This is a genomic window from Flavobacterium sp. JP2137 (genome assembly GCF_050562195.1).
Classification (GTDB): Bacteria; Bacteroidota; Bacteroidia; order Flavobacteriales; family Flavobacteriaceae; genus Flavobacterium.
The window spans coordinates 1,233,779-1,255,897 of record NZ_CP191647.1 but is presented as its reverse complement, the minus strand read 5'-3'; the positions used below and the strand labels follow the sequence as shown (position 1 = coordinate 1,255,897).

At 44.9% G+C, this 22,119-nt stretch carries 19 protein-coding genes; 10 read left to right on the top strand and 9 right to left on the bottom strand.

Annotation, left to right across the window (positions count from 1 at the left end):
* Nucleotides 1–61: 61 nt before the first annotated feature.
* Nucleotides 62–550 carry an ecotin family protein gene (locus ACQZ43_RS05485; protein ID WP_430614954.1) on the bottom strand — a complete coding sequence of 163 codons (489 nt, stop codon included), beginning with the start codon at nt 548–550 and terminating at the stop codon, nt 62–64.
* Nucleotides 551–900: 350 nt separating this feature from the next.
* Between ACQZ43_RS05485 and dusB the strand changes: the two genes are divergently transcribed.
* A complete protein-coding gene (gene dusB, locus ACQZ43_RS05480; RefSeq protein WP_430614953.1) occupies nt 901–1,893 on the top strand; it encodes a tRNA dihydrouridine synthase DusB in 993 nt (330 codons plus the stop codon).
* Nucleotides 1,894–1,936: 43 nt separating this feature from the next.
* Here the strand turns inward: dusB and ACQZ43_RS05475 are convergent, their stop codons facing one another.
* Entirely contained in the window at nt 1,937–2,761 is an 825-nt protein-coding gene (locus ACQZ43_RS05475) for a mechanosensitive ion channel family protein (protein ID WP_430614952.1), read from the bottom strand.
* Between the two features lie 120 nt (nt 2,762–2,881).
* Nucleotides 2,882–4,078 (bottom strand): aminopeptidase C, encoded by a 1,197-nt coding sequence (locus tag ACQZ43_RS05470; RefSeq protein WP_430614951.1) that lies wholly within the window; start codon nt 4,076–4,078, stop codon nt 2,882–2,884.
* Nucleotides 4,079–4,286: 208 nt separating this feature from the next.
* Here ACQZ43_RS05470 and ACQZ43_RS05465 point away from each other — a divergent pair, with 208 nt between their 5' ends.
* The gene (locus tag ACQZ43_RS05465; RefSeq protein ID WP_430614950.1) at nt 4,287–5,942 is read left to right on the top strand and encodes an ABC1 kinase family protein; all 1,656 of its coding nucleotides are present in this window, start codon (nt 4,287–4,289) and stop codon (nt 5,940–5,942) included.
* Between the two features lie 43 nt (nt 5,943–5,985).
* Here the strand turns inward: ACQZ43_RS05465 and ACQZ43_RS05460 are convergent, their stop codons facing one another.
* On the bottom strand, nt 5,986–7,887 hold the full coding sequence (locus ACQZ43_RS05460) for a S9 family peptidase (protein ID WP_430614949.1): 1,902 nt from the start codon (nt 7,885–7,887) through the stop codon (nt 5,986–5,988).
* 209 nt (nt 7,888–8,096) lie between these two features.
* On the opposite strand from ACQZ43_RS05460, the gene ACQZ43_RS05455 reads away from it, so the two are divergent.
* The 7 genes from ACQZ43_RS05455 (at nt 8,097) to ACQZ43_RS05425 (ending at nt 14,354) form a co-directional block, all read left to right on the top strand.
* Nucleotides 8,097–9,392 carry a dicarboxylate/amino acid:cation symporter gene (locus ACQZ43_RS05455; protein ID WP_430615604.1) on the top strand — a complete coding sequence of 432 codons (1,296 nt, stop codon included), beginning with the start codon at nt 8,097–8,099 and terminating at the stop codon, nt 9,390–9,392.
* Nucleotides 9,392–10,081 carry a DedA family protein gene (locus tag ACQZ43_RS05450; protein WP_430614948.1) on the top strand — a complete coding sequence of 230 codons (690 nt, stop codon included), beginning with the start codon at nt 9,392–9,394 and terminating at the stop codon, nt 10,079–10,081. Before ACQZ43_RS05455 ends, ACQZ43_RS05450 begins: the two co-directional genes overlap by 1 nt.
* A gap of 183 nt (nt 10,082–10,264) precedes the next feature.
* The gene (gene mtgA, locus ACQZ43_RS05445) at nt 10,265–10,945 is read left to right on the top strand and encodes a monofunctional biosynthetic peptidoglycan transglycosylase (protein WP_430614947.1); all 681 of its coding nucleotides are present in this window, start codon (nt 10,265–10,267) and stop codon (nt 10,943–10,945) included.
* A gap of 159 nt (nt 10,946–11,104) precedes the next feature.
* Nucleotides 11,105–11,623: a hypothetical protein gene (locus ACQZ43_RS05440; RefSeq protein WP_430614946.1), complete on the top strand. Its 519-nt coding sequence runs from the start codon at nt 11,105–11,107 to the stop codon at nt 11,621–11,623.
* Between the two features lie 216 nt (nt 11,624–11,839).
* Nucleotides 11,840–12,310 carry a Dps family protein gene (locus tag ACQZ43_RS05435; protein ID WP_430614945.1) on the top strand — a complete coding sequence of 157 codons (471 nt, stop codon included), beginning with the start codon at nt 11,840–11,842 and terminating at the stop codon, nt 12,308–12,310.
* 93 nt (nt 12,311–12,403) lie between these two features.
* Nucleotides 12,404–13,009, top strand: a complete 606-nt coding sequence (locus tag ACQZ43_RS05430; RefSeq protein WP_430614944.1) for a DUF1684 domain-containing protein — start codon at nt 12,404–12,406, stop codon at nt 13,007–13,009.
* A gap of 1,204 nt (nt 13,010–14,213) precedes the next feature.
* A complete protein-coding gene (locus ACQZ43_RS05425; RefSeq protein ID WP_430614943.1) occupies nt 14,214–14,354 on the top strand; it encodes a hypothetical protein in 141 nt (46 codons plus the stop codon).
* A 151-nt stretch (nt 14,355–14,505) separates the two neighbouring features.
* On the opposite strand, the gene ACQZ43_RS05420 is transcribed toward ACQZ43_RS05425, so the two are convergent.
* Nucleotides 14,506–14,997, bottom strand: coding sequence for an Lrp/AsnC family transcriptional regulator (locus tag ACQZ43_RS05420; RefSeq protein WP_430614942.1), 492 nt, complete (start codon nt 14,995–14,997; stop codon nt 14,506–14,508).
* A gap of 125 nt (nt 14,998–15,122) precedes the next feature.
* Between ACQZ43_RS05420 and ACQZ43_RS05415 the strand changes: the two genes are divergently transcribed.
* Complete coding sequence (locus ACQZ43_RS05415) at nt 15,123–16,481, top strand: MFS transporter (protein WP_430614941.1); 1,359 nt, start codon at nt 15,123–15,125, stop codon at nt 16,479–16,481.
* An 84-nt stretch (nt 16,482–16,565) separates the two neighbouring features.
* Here the strand turns inward: ACQZ43_RS05415 and ACQZ43_RS05410 are convergent, their stop codons facing one another.
* The 4 genes from ACQZ43_RS05410 to ACQZ43_RS05395 all read right to left on the bottom strand — a co-directional run bounded on the left by ACQZ43_RS05410 (nt 16,566) and on the right by ACQZ43_RS05395 (nt 22,078).
* On the bottom strand, nt 16,566–18,683 hold the full coding sequence (locus ACQZ43_RS05410; protein ID WP_430614940.1) for a prolyl oligopeptidase family serine peptidase: 2,118 nt from the start codon (nt 18,681–18,683) through the stop codon (nt 16,566–16,568).
* 118 nt (nt 18,684–18,801) lie between these two features.
* Nucleotides 18,802–19,308, bottom strand: a complete 507-nt coding sequence (locus tag ACQZ43_RS05405) for a DUF4625 domain-containing protein (RefSeq protein WP_430614939.1) — start codon at nt 19,306–19,308, stop codon at nt 18,802–18,804.
* 70 nt (nt 19,309–19,378) lie between these two features.
* Entirely contained in the window at nt 19,379–19,705 is a 327-nt protein-coding gene (locus ACQZ43_RS05400) for a hypothetical protein (RefSeq protein WP_430614938.1), read from the bottom strand.
* A gap of 9 nt (nt 19,706–19,714) precedes the next feature.
* On the bottom strand, nt 19,715–22,078 hold the full coding sequence (locus ACQZ43_RS05395) for a TonB-dependent receptor (RefSeq protein WP_430614937.1): 2,364 nt from the start codon (nt 22,076–22,078) through the stop codon (nt 19,715–19,717).
* Between the last annotated feature and the right edge of the window lie 41 nt (nt 22,079–22,119).

The window sequence follows — 22,119 nt, the reverse complement described above, 5'->3', positions numbered from 1 at the left end:
TTATCGTTTAGTACCGGTATAACCCAGCACTTACCGCGGACTTGTAACTGTGGCTTTTCTTTTACTTTTTAACCTTGAGTGGCTTATTGGCCCACTTGCCATCGGTCTTCCATATTTTATAGCGCACCTCCAGGTCGTCATTGACATAAACCACCAACGGCAGCTTGCTGTTATAGTCCAGTAAGGTTCCTTGATCATGTACAAATTTACTGATCTTTTTGTCGTCGGGGCACATCATCAACGTTTTAATAATGCGGCTTTCCGAATCAAAATTGTAGTAGGTATAGCCCCAACCATCCAAATTAACCGGACTGAGTTCGCCCATCAAGGAGTAGTTATTGCAGCTGTCTGTACCGGTTACTTTACCGACAAAAACCTCCACTTTGTAATTGTTTTCGCCCTTTTTGATGGGCGGCAAATCAATCACCACCTGCCTATAACCTTCTTTTGCCTTGGGAAACATCGATGCTTTGCCCTTATCCTGTGCTGAAGCCCCCGTTGATATAGCACATAGCAACGTGAAAAACAGCAATTTTGACGTCTTTTTCATAGTATATATATTAAGTGATAATACGCGATTTTTCATTATTGCGGAATACCGATATAAAGCTACTACAAAAAATCCAAAAAAACTCCTGCAAGCCGTCCCGATCACAGCGGTTTGCGGAGTTTGTTTGTGGGGCGTCACCTTTCAGGTCGGGCTATTCGCTGCAATCTTTGCCGCAATTCATCGCACTATCATCGCCAATCTGCCGATAGCGGCAAAGGATTTCCGCTGCTATCCCTGACGCACCGCAAAGCGGACAGCACCGTTTCTGCCCCATCAGTTGTTTAATACGCGGGTTCTTCGGCTGCCAATTGATTAAAAAAAATTGTACTTTTGCATCAAATTGAAGGACCATGATTAAAATTGGAAACATCGAATTACCGGATTATCCCTTGCTACTAGCCCCTATGGAAGACGTAAGTGACCCGCCCTTTCGCCGTTTGTGCAAAATGCACGGCGCGGATTTGATGTACTCCGAATTTATCTCCTCGGAGGGCTTGATACGCGATGCGATGAAGAGCCGGATGAAATTGGACATCTTCGATTACGAACGCCCCGTCGGCATTCAAATATTTGGTGGAGACGAGGAGGCCATGGCCTTATCTGCCAAGATCGTCGAGGCGGTTCAGCCGGATTTGGTCGACATCAACTTTGGATGTCCTGTTAAAAAAGTCGTGTGCAAAGGCGCAGGAGCTGGTGTATTAAAGGACATCGATCTGATGATTCGCCTGACCAAAGCCGTTATTAAGAGCACGCATTTACCGGTAACGGTCAAAACCCGATTGGGTTGGGACGAGGACTCCATCAATATAGACGAGGTGGCAGAACGCCTTCAAGACATCGGCGTACAGGCGCTAACGGTTCACGCCCGAACCCGCGCACAGATGTACAAAGGCCATTCGGATTGGACGCATATCGAACGCATCAAAAACAATCCGCGCATGCACATACCCATCTTTGGCAATGGCGATATAGACAGCCCAGAGAAGGCCTTGGAATACAGAGATAAATTTGGACTCGACGGCATGATGGTCGGCAGAGCCGCCATTGGATACCCTTGGATTTTCAACGAGATCAAACACTTTTTTGCCACCGGAGAAACCCTGGCACCACCAACGGTTCAAGACCGCTTAGAAGCGGCCAAAAACCACCTGATCTGGTCGATGGAATGGAAGGGCGAACGCTTGGGTATAGTGGAAATGCGCCGTCATTACACCAATTACTTCAAGGGAATACACAGCTTTAAGCCCCATAGACAAAAATTGGTAACCACAGACGACCCGCTTGAACTCCTCAAGCAGTTTGAAGAGATCGCCGAGATTTATAAAGACTACGTCATGGAATAAAAAAAAGGTCGGGATTTTCCAGAGGAAAATCCCGACCTTTTTTTTATGCTTCTTCCTTAATGATATGCAAATCGCGTTGGGGAAACGGAATCTCAATTTGACGCTGATCCAGCGCCACCTTAACCTTTTCCTGTATGTCGTAAACCACCTGCCAATAATCTGCCGGAACCGTCCAACCGCGCACCGTCATATCCACTGCGCTGTCGCCGAGTTCTTTGACAAAGATATCGGGTTTGGGCGTTGCCATCACCCGGCCGTCATTCATCAGGGCTTCCATAATAATCTCGCGCGCTTCCTTGATGTTTGCGCCGTAGGAAATGCCTACGGTAAAGTCAAATCGACGCTGTGAAATATTGGTAAAATTGGAAATCACCGAATTGGCCAAGGTGCCGTTGGGACTGTAAACACTGATCCCGTCTGCCGTTCTCAACGAGGTATACAAAATATCGATTCGCTCCACAGTACCGGCGGTACCGGCCGAATTGGAAATGTAATCGCCCACCTTAAACGGCTTAAACATCAAGATCAACACCCCCCCTGCCAAGTTGGACAGGCTGCCTTGCAACGCCAGTCCCACTCCCAAACCTGCCGCACCAAAAATCGCGACAAAAGAGGTGGTCTGTATTCCCATGGTTGAGGCCACGGTTATGATCAAGACGATATAAAGTGCAATGCGCAACAAGGAAATCAAAAACCCCCTTAGGGAAACGTCGACCTTGCGCCTTTCAAAACGCGAACGCACAAACCTCAAAATCAATTTAATCGCATAACTACCGCCAACCAAAATGGCCAATCCGATGGCTATCTTTGGCAAACTGATTAAAATAGATTCGATTATATGGCCCAAGCCAAGCTGTATTTTCTCCATACTGTTTCTTTCAAAAATACACAATATCACACAAACCCTATCGCTTTTTATCAAAAAAGACGACAAAAAAAGCCCTAAATAATCAAATTCAGGGCTTTAAAACAACTGTATTTTAGGAACTTAAAATCCCATTTTTGAGGCCAAGCTCGCGGGTATTCCCTTTTTGTGTACCATAATGGCGGTGGTTTTATATCGGATGTATTCCTTGGTCATATACAAATACCCCTTGTAGTCGTTGCTCACTCCCCAAGAGTTTTTAACGATATAATACTCCTTGCCGGTTTGATCCTTGCTAATTCCAACGATGTGCATACCGTGATCGTCTGTGGTGCTGTAATTCTCAAACGCCAACTGTCGCATGGCTGCTGTTACCTGAGCTTCTTTCTTAGGACCGTTGAACAAATCGGCTTTTTCCTCGGCGCTCATGTCTTCAAATTCCTTTTCCGGAACAAAGGCCACACCGTTTTTCCAGCTGAATGACTTTTCGCTAACATCACCCGCCCAAGCCACGGTAAATCCGTTTTTCACCGCGTGATCGACGATATCGGTTAGTTCGTTCATCTTGACGTTGTACACCTGATCAAACGACCAGTTGTCCGGTACCAACAAGGTGAATTTCGAATACAACGGATAATCGGTCAGCGAGCTGATTTCGATATAATCATCTGCCTCCAAGCCGATGACTTCGCGGGCAAAAGTTTTGGGAGTATATTGTTTTCCCTCGTATTCAAAGCGCTCTGGTGGCGCTCCTAAATACGCGTCGATTACCCCGGTATAGGCCTTTTCCCAGTTCGGGGTCAACTTCCCATTGGGATTGGACACCACTGCTTTGAGCACGCCTTCCATCACTGCGGCCATCTCGCCAAACTTATTGGTTGTCGTTCCATAGTTTAAACCGGTATACACCGACTGGGGTACGGCTCCGTATTTGCGGTACATATTGATTACGTCGTGAAAAGCACCACCGTCGCCCAAGGTCACCGCTCCCTGCATTTTTACATACATCTTGCCCTTTTCTACATAGGCATTACGCGCAGAAAAAATCTGTGATATCTCGACCGGACGCTTGCCCATTCGCATCATTTCGGACTCCAAAAAGGAGTTGGCAGAATAACTCCAACAAGTGCCCGAAGACCCCTGATTCTTTATCGAGGTATTCTCAATATTAACCACATCTGTAAATTGAAAAAACTCCTTGCTCTTTTCGCTGGCATTAACTTTTAAGGAGTTGACCAAACGATCCTGAGCATAAGTTGTCGAAACCCCTATACTGAGCACGGCTGCCCATATAAGCGGTTTAATTCTATAGGTATACATATTTCATATTTTTATAAGTTCGTAAAGATAAAAAATGATTCCAAAAAAACGCCCTAAAAACGTTTATTCCCCTAGCCATGCCCTTTAAATCAAGGTTTTTTTCTGTTTATCCCCTTCCCTATATACCCGCGATTCAAAAAATATAATCGAAATGCCGATTCGCTCCGGCTGTTATTCGCTATATTTATAATCCAACTGCTAGCTATCCATGGAAAATCAAAAGAAAAAGTTTTTACGTACGGCGGAATTGATCGCGATATTGTCCAAATATGGTTTTAACGAATTGTTGATTAAGACCAAGCTCAAAAAAAATGAAGCGACCGACCTCGATCAGCCCGCCATGGAAGGCGTGTCTTCCTATAGCGTGTACGAACGCATACGCATGGTTTTGGAAGACCTGGGTCCGACCTATATCAAACTCGGACAAACCTTTAGCAACAGAGAAGACTTACTACCGGCAGCGTTGATTGTGGAATTGAAAAAACTCCAAGACAACGTAGCGCCCATGGATTTGGATATCCGCAGCATACTCCAAGACGAATTGGGCATTGAGCCCGACGAGTACTTTCACGAAATCAGTCAGACGCCTCTGGCAACGGCTTCGATTTCGCAGGTTTATCGGGCGGTACTCACAGACAAAACCCCGGTTATCTTAAAGATTAAGCGCCCGGGCATCGAAGAGAAAACCACCTCCGATTTATTGATTATCAAAGACATCGCCCGACTGTTGGTCGCCTCTAGCGAAACCTTTAGAAAGCTCAACCTCACACAGGTGGTCGCCTCTTTTGAAAAATCGATACACGAGGAGATGTCGTTTTTAAACGAGATGAGCAATATGGAGCAGTTTGCGCACAACTTTAAAAACAACCCCAAGGTATACCCCGTTTTGCCGCATCGCACGCTGTCAAACGACCGGGTTTTGTGTATGGACTATATCGCGGGCACCAAGATAACCGACAAGGAAAAGCTGCGCGCCCAAGGGCTCGTATTAAAGGAAATCGCGCAACTCGGCCTAGACGTCTATCTGACTCAGGTGATGGAACACGGCTTTTTTCACGCCGATCCCCATCCGGGAAATATCTTTGTGATGCCCGACGGCAGTTTGGCCTTTATCGACTTTGGCTCTATGGGCAAAATGATTCCCAAGGACAAAGAGTTGCTCGAGGATTTCATCATCAACTTTATCGCCAAAGACGCCAAGCGGCTGATACGCACCCTAAAAAAGATGGCGCTGCAAATAGAATTGGAAGACGAGCAAAAGCTCGAACGTCAAATCTATGAGCTCTTCGAGATTTTGGGTACGGATTCTTTGGAGAACATCGACATCAAATCAATTTTAAAGAAGTTCACCACCATATTAAACGACAACGAAATACTGATGCCCGAATACACTTATTTGCTGGTTCGCGGCGTGGTATTGATCGAGGGCATTGGCAGGGACTTAGATCCGAGCATGAACCTCATTGCCAGTGTAAAACCCTATATCAAAAAGATTTTCCTGCGCCGTTGGAGCCCCAAACAGCTGTTTCAGAAGGGCACCAATACCCTGAGAAACCTCAGTGAAGGACTGGGCGAGCTCCCGGAAAACCTCAATCTGCTCTTGGAGCAGCTCAACGAGGGAAAAATAGTAATCAACCAACAAAACAAAGACCTCAGCTCTGCCAACAAAGCCATAGCCACGGCGCTCAACCGATTGGCCTTTACGGTTTTGATCGGCGGTTTCTGCATTGCTTCGGGTATTTTAATCCACGCAAACAGGCCGCCCTATATCTGGGGAATACCCACATTGGGCTTGCTGGGTATCCTGGTCTCCAGTATATTGAGCGTAATCGTACTGCTGTCGATCTTTAAAAAAAATCAATAAAAAAAACCGCAATACAATTGCGGTTTTTTGGTGTTTATATGTTTTATAAGGTCTCTTTTAACCAGCGGAAAAACTCACCCTGCCACACTTGGGCATTTTGCGGTTTGGTCACCCAGTGATTTTCTTCGGGAAAATAGACAAAGCGGCTCTTTACATCTAAGAGCTGTGCCGCCTGAAAGGCTTCTTGTCCTTGTCCAATCGGAACGCGGTAATCCTTACCGCCTTGAATAATCAAAATCGGCGTATTCCATTGGCTCACATTCTTGATAGGATTAAAAGTCGTCATCGCCTTTTGGGCATCTACATTATCCTTTTCCCAATATGCGCCGCCGGTATCCCAAGTAGGAAAGAACACCTCTTCGGTAGTACCGTACATACTCTCTAAGTTGAATACCCCACAGTGCGAGATAAACGTTTTAAAGCGGTTGTTGTGAATACCTGCCAGATAAAAAATCGAGTAGCCACCATAGCTCGCTCCTACAGCGCCAAGGCGTGCGGTATCGACATATTTTTCTTTGGCCACCTCATCAATCGCATTTAAATAGTCTTGCATCGGTTTTCCACCCCAGTCCTTGCTGATTGCTTCGTTCCACGCTACACCATGTCCAGGCATACCGCGACGGTTTGGCGCTACAACGATATAGCCCTCTGCTGCCATCAATTGAAAATTCCAACGGAAAGAGTAAAACTGCGTCAGAGCCGATTGCGGTCCGCCTTGGCAATACAACAAAGTCGGATACTTTTTAGACGCATCGAAATTCGGTGGATAGATCACCCATACCAACATCTTTTTACCGTCGGTAGTGGTTACATAACGCTTTTCTGACTTGCTCATCGCCACCTTGGCATAGATCTCGTCATTTACTTTGGTCACTTGAGTCCACCTTGATTTTTTTAAATCGTACGCATAAATCTCCGTAGCGTGATTGAAATCGGTACGGGTCACTATAACTTGACCGCCAGAAAATCCAACGATACCCGTTACGTCAAAATTACCGTCTGTCACCTGACGTACTTGGATTGCGATACGCGTCTTTCCGGGAAAGTTTACCTCGAAGAGTTGTACCGTTCCGTCTACTGCAGCGATGAAATAAATCTTTTTACCGTCTGGCGCCCATTGATAACTGTCTACTGTTCCATCCCATTGGGCGGTAAGGTTTAGGTCCATTCCCTGAAACCTCACGATCAAATCGTTTTTATCGGCTTCGTATCCGTCGTTTTTCATTTGCAGCCAAGTCAAATCGCCTTGAGGTGAAAAAGTCGGATGGGTATCATAGCCCTTATTGGCTACGGTAAGGTTTCTGGTTTGTCTGGTCTTTAGGTCGTACTCGTATAAATCGGTATTGGTGCTCATCGCGTAATCGGTACCGAATTTCTTTTTCGACACATAGATTACCTTTTGACCGTCTGGAGACCATATATAGTCTTCATCACCGCCAAAGGGCTTTTGAGGCGCGTCATAAGGTTCGCCTTCCAACAGGTCAATGGCCTGCCCCGGTTTGTTGACCTCTGAAACGAATACGTGGTTGTGCGTACCGTCGTTCCAAGTGTCCCAATGTCTGTAGTCCAAGGCATCAAACACGTATACGTCGGATTTCTCCATAGTGGGATACCGATCTTTGCCCAAAACCTTGTTCATTTTTACGGCTTTGTCCGACAATACTTTTGTTCCATCAGGGGAGCTGTTTTTATCGCTTACCAATGCTTTGTAATCCGCAATTTCAACGGCAGCACCTCCGGCAATGGGAATCTGATAAATCTTGGAGTTTATCTTATTCTCTTGTAAGTCGGCTCGGCCCACTTGGTAAATTACATTTTTGCCGTCTTTGGTCAGTCCGATTGGACTTACCCGCCCCAACTTCCAAAGCAATTCTTTGGTCATAACCTCTTGAGAAAAAGCGGTCATACTCATCAAACTCAGGGTTAATAGAACAATTCTTTTCATTTTGATTAAATTTTGTAAGCCCTAAAATTACTAAAATTAAATGAATAGCCCTTTTTATAAGCCTTTTTCGACTTGATTTTTATGCAGCAGCACCAACACGCAACGCGCCGATTGCAGCTGTGTTGTTAAAAAATTTGAGAATTCGAAAACAACCCTCTAAATATCTTTGGATATTTATAAGTTTTTTTAACTGCATATAAAGACAAAAAATAAAAAAAAAGGTCTATTTTCACGCACTTAAAACAGACCTAGTGAAAAACAGCAATAACAAATTATTCCTAGCCATCCTTATTGCTCTAATTATTGGAGTTACTATGGGGGGTATAGTCCATTATAAGTATCCGGAATCCACCGTTACTTTTTCTGAAAACATCAAGCTCTTAGGAACGATATTTATCCGATTGGTTCAAATGATTATTGCGCCTTTGGTATTCTGTACGCTTGTCGTTGGTATAGCCAAAATGGGCGATATGAAAATGGTAGGACGCGTGGGAGCCAAAGCGATGATTTGGTTTATTACGGCCTCTTTGGTATCCTTGCTCATCGGTATGGTGTTGGTCAATTGGACAGCGCCGGGTGAAAGCACCAATATTACCTTGGCAGAAACCACTTCGGCTTCGGACTTGCTCAATCAGACCTCTGCTTTTTCTCTAGAAGTCTTTATCAATCACGTGGTTCCCCGCAGTGTATTTGAGTCATTTGCACAAAACGAAATTCTACAGATTGTCATCTTTTCCATATTTTTCGGTGTGGCCCTTTCTACCCTTGGCAAAGAGGGCGATTTGGTCATTTCATTTTTAGACAAAACCTCCAAGGTGGTCTTAAAAATGGTCGGTTATATCATGTGGGTAGCCCCACTAGGTGTTTTGGGCGCTGTGGCCGCCGCTGTGGCCAATTACGGTTTTGAAGTTTTTACCCTTTATGCCCATTACCTCTTGGCCTTTATGGCGGGGATAGCCGTGTTGTGGATCGTATTGCTCACCGTGGGTTACATCATCTTGGGAAAACGCCTGTGGGAGTTATTACAACGCCTAAAGACGCCAATACTCATCGCTTTTTCCACCACGAGCAGCGAAGCGGTATTTCCCAAAATGGTCGAAGAACTCGAAGCCTTTGGTTGTCAACCCAAAATCGTATCCTTTACCCTTCCCCTGGGTTATTCCTTTAACCTGGATGGCAGTATGATGTATATGACTTTTGCCAGTTTGTTTATTGCGCAAATTTACGACATACACATGCCCATAGAAAAACAATTGACCATGCTGTTGGTACTGATGCTTACCAGCAAAGGTGTAGCGGGCGTACCGCGGGCGTCGCTGATCGTTATCGTGGCCACCTGTTCCATGTTCGGAATACCTCCAGAAGGCATTGCCTTAATCCTGCCTATCGACCACTTTTGCGATATGGCTAGAAGCATGACCAACGTACTTGGAAATGGTCTATCTACAGCTGCTATAGACAAATGGGAATCAAAACGCGAAGAAAACCTACTAACTAATTCATAATGAACGAATTTCACATCTCACAATTAATCAATCCAGAATTTTATATCAACCTTGAAATTGCAGGCCACCACATAGGAATCTATGTCGTTCTCTTTATCGTGTTTGCAGAAACCGGATTATTTGCAGGTTTCTTTTTACCCGGCGACAGCCTTTTATTTCTTGCGGGAATCTACAGCTCGGCGTTAATGGCAGAGCTCTTTACCATAGAAAGCGATTTTACCAATGTCGCTTTACTCTCTACCCTAGTAGCCGTAGCAGGAATCCTGGGCAATCTCTTTGGATATTGGTTTGGCTCCAAGAGTGGCAACTACTTATACAACAAAAAAGACAACTTCATCTTTAAGAAGAAGTACCTATACGAATCCAAAGTTTTCTTTGAAAGACACGGTGGTCGCGCTATTATCTTCGCCCGTTTCTTGCCTATCGTAAGAACTTTCGCACCGATTATTGCCGGTATCGTTCACATGGATTTCAAAAAATTCATGTTGTACAACATCATCAGTTCTTTTTTATGGGCGACGACTTTGATTTTTGCGGGACATTACCTTCAAAAATTCCTGTTGGAAAGCTACGACGTGAACTTAAAGGATTATATCGAATACATCATCTTGTTTTTAGTAGCCGTGACTACGTTACCGGTTATCTTAAAATTGGTGAAAAGCAAAAAAACCGACGAAACCGCAGAATAAACTTCCGGGGTTTAACAAACTATAAAAGGGCTGTCTCGCATTGAGACAGCCCTTTTTTTTTGGTATAGCCACCCCAAAAAGCCCCTATTCGCCTTCGCTATTGCGGTATGCTATTCGGCAAAAGAATCGCGTTGAAAGCTTTTAAATTTTTTGTAATTTCGTCGCTCATCTAGCTGTGTAAAAATGATTAAAAAGATATTCCGCTTTTCGTTAAAAATACTTCTTTGGTTTTTCGGATCCACGCTCTTGGTGGTTTTGCTGTTTAAATTTGTACCCGTGCCGTATACCCCGCTGATGTTTATCCGCGCTATCGAGCAAAAAAGTGAGGGCAAAAAGATAAAGATGGAACACCAATGGGTACCGTTGGACCGGATCAGCACCCACCTTCAAAAAGCAGTAATCGTTAGCGAAGACGGCAATTTTTTAAAGCACAACGGCTTCGACTTAAAAGCGATTGAAAAGGCCTATAAGAGCAATCAGAAGGGCAAAAAAATACGCGGTGGGAGTACGATTTCGCAGCAAACGGCCAAAAACGTCTTTCTGTGGCAGGGAAGAAGTTATTTCCGCAAGGGCCTAGAGGTGTATTTCACGGCCTTGATTGAGCTGTTGTGGAGTAAAGAGCGCATTATGGAAGTCTATTTAAACAGCATTGAAATGGGCGATGGCGTTTATGGCGCTCAGGCGGCATCGCAATACTGGTACAAAAAGGATGCAAAGAACCTCAGCAAACTCGAAGCAGCGGGCATAGCAGCGATACTACCCAACCCCAGAAGGTTTAAAGCTTCGAATTCTTCGGGCTATATCAACCGGCGTAAGAGCACGATAGTCAAGTACATCAACTACCACGGGCCGCTAAAATATTGAGAAAAAGGCGTTTTTGGCGATTGTTATTATCACAAAACACCTCTTATAATATTGCGAAAAACAGCAATGTAAGTCATAATTTTTTAATAAAAAACATTTTCGCCGTGATTTCGTAATTTCTTTTTTGTAACTTTGAGTATAAACAAAAAAAGAAAAACTATGAAAAAATTAATGTTATCCGTTGCCGCACTTGCTCTAATCTCTTTCGCTTCATGTAAACAAGACAAAGCGGCTGTTATCAATGAAGACGGTACTGAAACCGTTATTACCACTGATGAGAACACCGTAGAGGAAATCGAAGCTAGAAACGAATTGGAGCGTTTGAAAAACGATGCTGAGGTAAAACTTAAAGACGCTGAAAGAGCGTTAGAAGAAGCTAAGGCAAAAGGCGACAAAAAAGCAGAAGAAGCTGCTCAAAAGGCAATTAACGACGCTAAAGGCGCTTGGGAAGAAGCAAAGTACAAGGCCACAGAAGCCGGTCACGATATCAAGGAAAGCTTTAATGAAGCTGGACAAGACATCAAAGCCAAAGCACAAGATGTGAAAAAAGAGGCCAATGCTACCTTACAAGATGTAAAAGCAGACTTGAATGAGGCTGCCAAAGAAACCAAAGAAGCGGTAAAAGACGCCAAAGCAGATGCTAAAGCAGGAATCAACAATGCTTTAGGGAAAAAATAAAAATCTTTTCATCGAGATTTTAGAAGCCCTGTCGCTCGCGACAGGGCTTTTTTTATTCCTCCACACCCTCCTCCCGCAATTGGGCCGCTAACAGTATATAAAATTCCGTTAATATTCAACCTGCTTCTTATAACAATATGCTAAAAATCCTTTTGTTCGCTGTTTTTTTCGTAACTTTACTATATACCAAAAAAGTATTAACTAAATCAGTTGTCTATGAAAACACTAATTGGAATTAAAGCAGGATCACGAGAAAAAACCGCTGAATTTTTAAGCGCCATATTGGCCGACGAATTTATCTTATATACCAAAACCCGCAATGCACACTGGAACGTGGAAGGCATCGATTTTCACGCCATGCACTTATTTTTCGAAAGCCAATATACCGAATTGGAAACGGTAATCGACGAAGTAGCAGAGCGCATTAGACAAATCGGACACTATGCCCCAGCTACCTTAAAGGAGTATTTGGCGCTAACGCATTTGACCGAAGCCCGTCAGGGTGGTAACGACAGCAAGAGCTTTATCAAGGACTTGCTCAACGATCACGACACCATCATCAAACACATCAGAGAAAACATCAATACCATAGAGGAAGAACTCGACTTCGGTACCAGTGATTTCGTAACCGGTATTATGATGTTGCACGAAAAACAAGCTTGGATGCTGCGCGCGCATATTAAATAAGCGCCGGAGCAAGCCTGCTATTTACATAATTATCTATATTTGCTACAAGCCTCTTCGGAGGCTTGTTTTGCCTTAATCTCAAAGCTCGTTATCATGAATCGCATTGTACTCTTATTGTCCCTATTGTTTTTAACCGCCGCTTGTGCGCAGAACGCAACGCCGACCTCAGAGGCCATGGCTTTTCAAAAACGCTTAAACGAGGAATTCAAAGACGGTAAAACCAGTCCCTTACCCAAGGATGCGATTAAGAAATTTACCGCTTTGGCGTTTTTTCCCATAGACGAACGCTATGTGGTTCAAGCCAGACTGATTCCCACTCCAGATTCCGAGCCTTTTGAAATGCCAACCACAACCGCGCGAAAGCCAATGTATAAAAAATATGGCGAACTCCACTTCGACTTCGAAGGTGTGCCCGTAGTACTCAGCGTATTTCAAAACCTGGAACTCCTCGATAAAGCTGACCATAAAAACAGTTTGTTTTTGCCCTTTACCGATCTGACTTCCGGCGTGAGTAGCTACGGCGGTGGACGCTATATGGATCTGCAAATTCCCAGCGGCGATTCGCTGACTCTCAATTTTAACTTGGCCTACAACCCCTATTGCGTGTATAATCACAAGTATTCTTGCCCAATCCCTCCTGAAGAAAACTATATTAAGGCGGAAATCAAAGCGGGAGTAATGGATTATAAGTACGAGTAAGTTTCTTTGCGGATTCGTTGATTTGCGGATTCGATGATTTGCGGATTCGATGATTCGCGAGTGCACCATAAGAACAACAGCTACGGAATTAAAATAGCGAGATAGAGCATTTACTGCACAGCTCGGCGAATAAGCGAATAATCGCATAGGCGATTAAGCCCCCCTTCGATGATTCGAGAGTGCACCAAAAACACAGCAATTGCGGAATTAAGAAAGCACGATAGAGCATTTACTGCACAGCTCGGCGCATAGGCGAAAAACCCCCTTCGATGATTTGCAGATTCGCGAGTGTATCAAAAGCACAACAGCTGCGGAATTAAAAAAGCAAGATTAATTATCTACTGCACAACCAGGTGAATACGCGAATACTCAAATAAGCGGATTCGATGATTTGCAGATTCGATGATTCGAGAGTGCACCAAAAGCACAACCGTTTCGGAATTAAGAAAGTAGGATGGAACATTTTCTGCAGAACCAGGCGCATAGGCGAAAAAGCCCCTTCGATGATTTGCAGATTCGCGAGCGCACCAAAAGCACAACAGCTACGGAATTAAAAAAGCAAGATTAATTATCTACTGCACAACCAGGCGAATACGCGAATAAGCTCCTTCGATGATTTGCTGATTCGATGATTCGAGAGTGCACCAAAAGCACAACAGCTACGGAATTAAAAAAACACGACAGAACATTTACTGCACAGCGCGGCGAATAAGCGAATAATCGCATAGGCGAATACTCAAATAAGCGGATTCGTTGATTTGCTGATTCGATGATTCGAGAGTGCACCAAAAACACAGCAATTGCGGAATTAAGAAAGCACGATAGAACATCTACTGCACAGCTCGGCGAATACGCGAATAATCGCATACGCGAATAAGCTCCTTCGATGATTTGCTGATTCGATGATTCGAGAGTGCACCAAAAGCACAACCGTTTCGGAATTAAGAAAGTAGGATGGAACATTTTCTGCAGAACCAGGCGCATAGGCGAAAAAGCCCCTTCGATGATTTGCAGATTCGCGAGCGCACCAAAAGCACAACAGCTACGGAATTAAAAAAGCAAGATTAATTATCTACTGCACAACCAGGCGAATACGCGAATAATCGCATACGCGAATACTCAAATAAGCGGATTCGATGATTTGCAGATTCGATGATTCGAGAGTGCACCAAAAGCACAACCGTTTCGGAATTAAGAAAGTAGGATGGAACATTTTCTGCAGAACCAGGCGCATAGGCGAAAAAGCCCCTTCGATGATTTGCAGATTCGCGAGCGCACCAAAAGCACAACAGCTACGGAATTAAAAAAACACGACAGAACATTTACTGCACAGCGCGGCGAATAAGCGAATAATCGCATAGGCGAATACTCAAATAAGCAGATTCGTTGATTTGCTGATTCGAGAGTGCACCAAAAACACAGCAATTGCGGAATTAAGAAAGCACGATAGAACATCTACTGCACAGCTCGGCGAATACGCGAATAAGCCCCTCCCCCTAAAGCACTTCATGGGTCTCTTTAATAATATCCATAACAAATATGCTCTTTGTCTGTGCGATACCGTCGATTTCGGTCAGTTGATTGACGAAGAAGTCGTGGTAACCATCCATGCTTTCCGCCAGGATTTTAAGCATAAAGTCAAAGTCACCTGAGATGTTGTAACACTCGACGACCTCTCGGTATTTCAACACGTTTTCTATAAATTCCGAGCCCGACTTTTTATTGTGCTTGCTCAAGGTTACCATACAGAGAACCATAATGCCCTTATGGACTTTTTTCTTGTCCAATACCGTGACATACCTCTTGATGACCCCGCTTTTCTCCAGTCGCTTGATTCGCTCGTGGGTGGGCGTAGGGCTCAAATTGATTTGTGCGGCGATTTGACGTACCGTCCACTTGGCATTGACTTCCAAAAGCTTTAGTATCTCCCAATCTTTATGGTCTAGCGGAAAATGCCCATCTAGGCCTTGTTCTGTTTTATTGCGCATCAAACGAGCATTTAAAGTAGTTTGTTCTGTCAAAGATACTCATAAAACCACTTTGTTCTAAATTTTTATTTTTTTAGTGACGTTTGCCCGTATCGGGTTACTTTTGCGCGGACAAATTAAAAACAATGGATTTTAAGAAAAACCTGATTCTGATTATTGCCTCTATGGGCGTCTTCGTAGAAGCCTTAGACATCGCGATAATCAACCTGACCATTCCGTCTATACAGCAGCAGTTTCAAGTGAGCAACGACACAGTACAATGGCTTCAAACCCTGTATGTATTGTTGTACGGTGGATTTCTAATCATCGGAGGCAAGCTCTCTGACGTAGCGGGGCGCAAAAGGGTTTTTATGGCGGGTGCCGCCCTGTTTCTAATCAGTTCTTTAGGCGCTGGACTGTCTATGTCCTTTGGCGCCTTGGCGTTTTTTAGAGCCCTACAAGGACTCGGTGCCGCCTTGATTATGCCCTCGGCTCTTTCCATCGTTACGCATACCTTTACCGAAACCCAGGAACGCAGCAAAGCGATCGGCATCTTTAGTTCGTTCGCCGCTATAGGGTCTGGCAGCGGCTTGGCCGTTGGGGGCTTAATCAGCACGTATTGGGGATGGCATTGGGTCTTTTTGATCAACGTGCCGATCTTGATTGTCGTACTCATCGCAACCTATTATCTGATCGACGCCGACCTTCGCCCGCAACAGCGCGTAAAAACGGATTATCTCTCGGGTATACTCTCGGTATTTTGCTTGCTGCTCTTTACGCACGGCATTCACCAATTGGGCGATTTCCAAGCGAATTACCCGACGATCATCGGCAGTTTAGGCGGTGCGCTGCTCCTCTTTCTAATTATTTATAGACGCCTAAAAAGCATACCCAACCCGTTGATTGACTTAAAGGTGTTCAATTCCAAAACGATCATCACCGCCAATGCGGCTTTTTTTACGTTGGGATGTTTCTTTATAGGGTATTTGTTTTTAATCGCCCTGATCCTTCAAAGAGACATGCACTACAGCGCAGCCAAGTCGGGATTGCTGTTGGTGCCCTTTAGCATTTTATCTGCGGTCGTCGCCAAGTTTATACTGCCCGCAATCATGAAACGCGTACAAACGCTAACACTGGGCATCATCGGTATGAGCATGATGTCTTTGGGCGGCATTTTATTGGTGCTCACCTTGGCCTTGGATTACCCCTTGGTATTGATTCTGCTATCTGCCGCTAGTGTTTCGGGCATCGGTATGACGATTTGCTTTACCAGCCTGTCGCTGCTCTGCATACAAGACATCCCTTCCCAACACTACGGACTGGCTTCCAGCCTGTCGAGTACGTCTTACTTTATGGGGGCGGGAATTGGGCTGTCGGTATTGAGTTTGTTTATGCCGAAAGCCTCCTTAAACAGCGCCGTAAACGGGCTTACCGTAGCGGTGTTGTGCAGTTATGCCCTGATCGGATTGGCCCTGCTGCTGTGGCGTCAGAAAAACAGCCGATAACCGTCGAGCCGCTGCTGTATATATCAAACAAAACAAGCCCCAAAGGACGAATCCCTTGGGGCTTGCTGTTGTAGAAACGCGCGCTTATTTCAGTGCTCTCACGCCCATATTATAAAGGGTAAACGCTTGTAAATCGACGTTTTCCTGAATGTTTTGTGCTACGGATTTCCCCGCACCGTGACCGGCATTGGTTTCGATGCGAATCAACATCGGATTGTTTCCTTTGTTTTTCGCTTGCAGTTCTGCCGCAAATTTAAAGCTATGCGCAGGCACCACGCGATCGTCGTGATCTCCGGTCGTGATCATCGTCGCAGGATAAGACACCTCTTTAACATTGTGCAAAGGGGAATATCCCTTTAGGTATTCAAACATTTCTTTGCTGTCTTCAGCCGTTCCGTAATCGTAAGCCCATCCCGCACCAGCGGTAAAGGTATGGTAACGCAACATGTCCAAAACTCCTACAGCAGGCAAGGCTACTTTCATCAAATCGGGGCGTTGCGTCATCGTGGCTCCCACTAATAATCCGCCGTTTGACCCGCCTTTAATCGCTAAGAAATCCGAAGTGGTATACTTGTTTTCAATCAGGTATTCTGCGGCAGCGATAAAATCGTCAAATACATTTTGCTTTTTCATCTGAGTACCGGCCACATGCCATTCCTTTCCGTATTCGCCTCCGCCTCTTAGGTTGGGAACTGCGTATACACCGCCATTCTCTAACCAGATCGCATTGGCAATGTTAAATGAAGGCGTTAAACTCACATTAAATCCACCGTAAGCATATAGCATGGTCGGGTTTTTACCGTCTAATTTAAGTCCTTTCTTATGCGTGATAATCATCGGAACCTTAGTGCCGTCTTTTGAGGTATAGAAAACTTGCTTGGACTCGAATTTATCGGCGTCAAAAGCTACTTTTGGCTTTTCGTAAACCTGGGAAACACCCGTTTGCGGTTCTAGGGAATAAATCGTTCCCGCAGTGATGTAGTTCGTAAACGAGAAATACAGGGTTTTATCGTCTTTTTTACCGGAGAATCCACTGGCCGTTCCCACGCCAGGCAGGTTGATTTCGCGGATTAACTTCCCGTCGTAATCGTATTGATTAACCAGGGAAACGGCATCCTTCATATAATGTGCGAAGAAATATCCCCCTCCTTTAGATGGCGACAATACATTTTTGGTTTCTGGAATAAAATCCACCCAGTTTTCCGGTTTAGGATTCGCGGCATCCACAGTGACTACTCGCGTATTCGGCGCTTTCCAATCGGTTTCTATAAATAGTTTGCTTCCCTTGCTTTCAATCACACTGCTGCTGGAATCAAAATTATCTACTATTTTAACTATAGGGCTGTTTGCTTTTGTCAGGTCTTTGATGTACAGCTCATTTCCATAGGTTGAGTTGGCCGCTGTGATGATCAAATAATGATTGTCTTGCGTTACACTACCTCCTACATAACGTCTTTTAACGTCTTTTCCAAAGACTACTTCATCCGCTTGCTGTGTCGTTCCCAATTTGTGGAAATACAGTTTGTGTTGGTCGGTTTTAGCAGACAATTCACTTCCTTGTGGCTTGTCGTAACTCGAGTAGTAAAACCCTTCGTTACCCAACCAAGATACACCGCTAAACTTAACGTCTACCAGCGTGTCACCAATAATCGTTTTGGTCTTGGTATCCAAGACGATGACTTTTCTCCAGTCGCTTCCGCCTTCAGAAATGGCATAAGCCGCTTTGCTTCCGTCTTCGGAGAAATCAATACCGCCCAAAGAGGTAGTGCCGTCTGTAGAGAATTTATTGGGATCCAAAAAGACCTCTTCTTTTCCGTTGGCGTCTTTTCTATAGATAACGGATTGGTTTTGCAAACCGTTATTCTTGGAGTAATAAGTATAATCGCCCTCTTTAGAAGGAGCGCCAATTTTTTCGTAGTTCCAAATCTTCTCCATCTGCTTTTTCAGGGCATCGCGAAATGGAATCTTATCTAAATAATCAAAGGTCACTTCGTTTTCTGCCTTAACCCAAGCGGCTGTTTCTGCGGAACGATCGTCTTCTAACCAGCGATAAGGATCGGCTACCGCTGTTGAAAAGTACGTATCTACGACATCGCCCTTGTGGGTCTCTGGATACTTTAACACCATGGCTTCTTCTTTAGGCTCTTGTTTACAAGACAAAACGATGCTTGCTACTAAAAGCGTTGTAAGGGTTTTCTTCATTATTGAATCTGATTTTACTGTTTGTATACTAACAAATATAAGGTTTTTTAAAAGAACCTTAAAAACAAAAGGCCTTGGAAATTCCCAAGGCCTTTTAAACGATAACTCCGGCAACTTCCTAGTGCGCGTGATCGTGATCGTGATTGTCTTCTGGACTTCCCGGCTCTTGCGGTTCTCCAATGACAATATTGCGGGCCACTTTCTCTTCATTACCCGCCTTGTCCAAGACATAGACGATAAAGTGATAATTTCCTCGTTTGGCATTTGCTGGAATGACGATATCATGGTGGTGAACGTCGGCATTTTTCTGCCCTTCCAAGCTCCAAACGCGGTTAAAGGTAAAAGCGACCAATTCCCCATCGGCCTTAGCGCTTAAAGCGGTGGAATGGTTGTGATTATCAAAATTGTTGTGGATTTCCACCTTATAGGACGCCAACATCACGTTGTCGGATACTTCCATATCAAAATGGACGTCTTTTCCAGCCGGTAAAACAGCGCCTTCTTTGGGTGCTACTAAATCGATTTTCGGTTTTTGGGTATCTACGTTATTGTCGTCACTAGAACAAGAGCTCAGTGAAAATATCGCTCCTAAAGCGAGTATATATGCGGTTTTAAGGGTTTTCATAAATGTGGTTTTTTAGAATATTATTTACTTTTTTTGTCTTTTTATCAGGCTTGTAATAAACCCAGGGGTTTTATTCAAAAAACCGCGGCGGGCCGCGCAAATAATACGCTACAAAGCTGCTTTGCTCAAATAGCGCGCGCAGCTGTTCCGGCTGCGGATTAAAGGGTCGGTTAAAATGCACCCATTCCAGTTCGACAAGCGACAGCAGCATCGATGGCATTTTAAACAGGGAATGGTCGCAGTAATGCGCGGTACTCTTATTTAAAAATTCGGGCGTTGTCGGCTGTGTCCGCCTAAAATCGTGTTTGATGACCCAATAGTGCAGCGCATTGTTGCCCTGTGGCATGAGAAACACCCACAAAAACAACCATCCTATTTGTTTTTTTACTGCTTCCATAGCGCGTTTTTAAAAGGGAAACTGCAACATCAACTGTATCGATCTGCCCATTTCCGGCACTTGTATCGGTCGGTAAAAGCTGGTGTGATTCAACACTTTTGCATCGGCCAAATTGGTGGCTGTTAGTCGCATGGTCATCGGGAGCTTACCCAGGCTCACCGCTGTGGCTATGCTGGCACCAAATACCGTGGAACTCGGCGTAATTTCTTCATTTTGGGCGATGCGGTCCTGTTTTGCCGTCCATTTTACATCGGCTGTAATCGTGGTATTCTTAAAGTATTTCCAATCTTTAAAGCGGTATTCCACCAATCCGAAAACATTGACGGGCGGTGAAAACGGCAGCGGATAGTCCGTACTGGAGTTGTCGGTGATTTGCTTGTTGTAGAGGTATTCCAAAATGGCCTCTATCCGCAGGGTTTTCCAAAACGTTTTTTCGACCTTCCATTCGAAACCGGTAAGCAGGGCTTTGGATTCGGTATACTGGTATACCTGACCGCCATCGGGCAGTATGGAAAAGCGCCCCGAAGGTTTTAAGAAGATATAATTGTTAAAGTAATAAACATAGGGACTCCATTCGGTTTTAAAGCTTTCGGTTTCCGCGCTCAGACGCAAATCAGCGGCAAAACCCTTTTCGGGCTTTAAATCGGGATTGCCCAACTCGTGTCGAAAAGCACCGTGATGTACGCCGTTGGCACTGAGTTCGATAGCCGTGGGAAACCTAAAAATCGTTCCGACCGTTGTGGCCAGGTTCCAGTGTCGGTTTATTTCCCATTTTCCGCCAATCAGGGCATTGAAACTGCTGTAATCCTTATCTAACTGACGGCTTCGCTGGGCGTATTCGGCTGCTGAAGTAGGTTTTTCGCCGTTTTGAACCAGGAAATCGTAGAGCAGCTCGTCGTAAAAAGGGCGTACTTGCATTTGAGCATAATCAAAACGGGTACCGGCCTGAAGGCTAATCACGTCAGACAATTGGTGTTCGTGCAGGGCAAATACCCCCACAGTGGATCGGTTGAACTTCGGCAATAGAAATCCGTAACCCGCTATGGTGTTGTTTTGGTAATTCTGCTGAAAGCCGAAAGTCGTTTTGTGATTGTTGTCCGAAACGTGTTCGTATTTGGCGTTGATATCAAAGGTATTGAGGTTAAACTCCAATTCCAGCGCCGGATCTACTTCGGGCGGTTGCTGATTGTTGTAATGGGTGTGAAAGGCGCTCCACTCCTGACGTTGGTTGTTTTGAAAAGCCAATACCAGCTTGATTTTGTCGTCGTTTGCCGCGGTCCATATCGAGGAATTGGTCACCTTAAAGTGATTGACATTTTGCCGTGGATAATCGATATTCCTGCTGTCGCCATCGTCTTGCACCGCCGCTATAGACGGCAGACCGTGTGAACCCGGGAAAAAACCGCTTTTGTTATAGACATTGCTCACGCTTAGGATATTCTGAAAAGAAGTACCTATATAGCCGATTTGTCCGTATACGTTGAATTCTCTACCAGCGGTATTTTTCATGCGTCCGCCGTAAATCGGCATCAGCGTATTGAGGTAAACGATTTGATCGGTGGGTACGCGGTAGTCACCGAACTCTTGTGCAGTGGCTTTGAACTTATAGAAGAAGCGGTCGCCGCGGCTTTGCACGTGTACAGATGCGCCCAAAGCCTCGTTTACCGACTTGCCCAACAAGGTCACCTGACCCGAAAAGCTATGCAACTGCGGTATTTTTTCGTTGTTGATTTGAATAACACCTCCCATGGCATCACTGCCGTATTCTATGGTACCCACACCTTTGATGACCTCGACCTCTTCCGCATTGAGTGCATCGATCTCCAAACCGTGATCGGCACCCCATTGTTGTCCTTCTTGTTTGGCACCATTTTCGGAAACCGCAACGCGGTTAAAACCCAACCCCCGTATGATGGGTTTGGAGGCTCCGGCACCGATCTCCATAGCATTAACACCGGGTAAGTGTGCTAGGGTTTTGGCCAAGGAGCCAGAGAAATTCTGACTCAAAGCCTTTTGATTGAGCTTGTCGGCATGGTAGATGGTCTTCTTTTGTGAAGCGTTGACCACCACCTGATCCAAAACGGTATTATCCGCTTGCAAATGCAGGTGTAAATCGGTATTTGCGCGAACGCGAACAAGGGTATCCAGGGTTTGAAACCCCATATAAAAAACCTGTAAAGGGTATACGCCCTCGGCCATAGCCTTGGTTTTAAACCGGCCCTGAGCGTCGGATTGGTAACTGTTTTGATTGACGGAAATGGTGCTTCCACTTAACACTTGCCCACGATCATTCATCACCCGTCCGGAAACGATGTGCTGTGCCTGACCTAATGCGCTAGCCATTAAGAAAAAAGCGAGTATATAAATTCGCATTTTGCTTTGATTTAAATAATTACAACGAACTCTTAGGATAT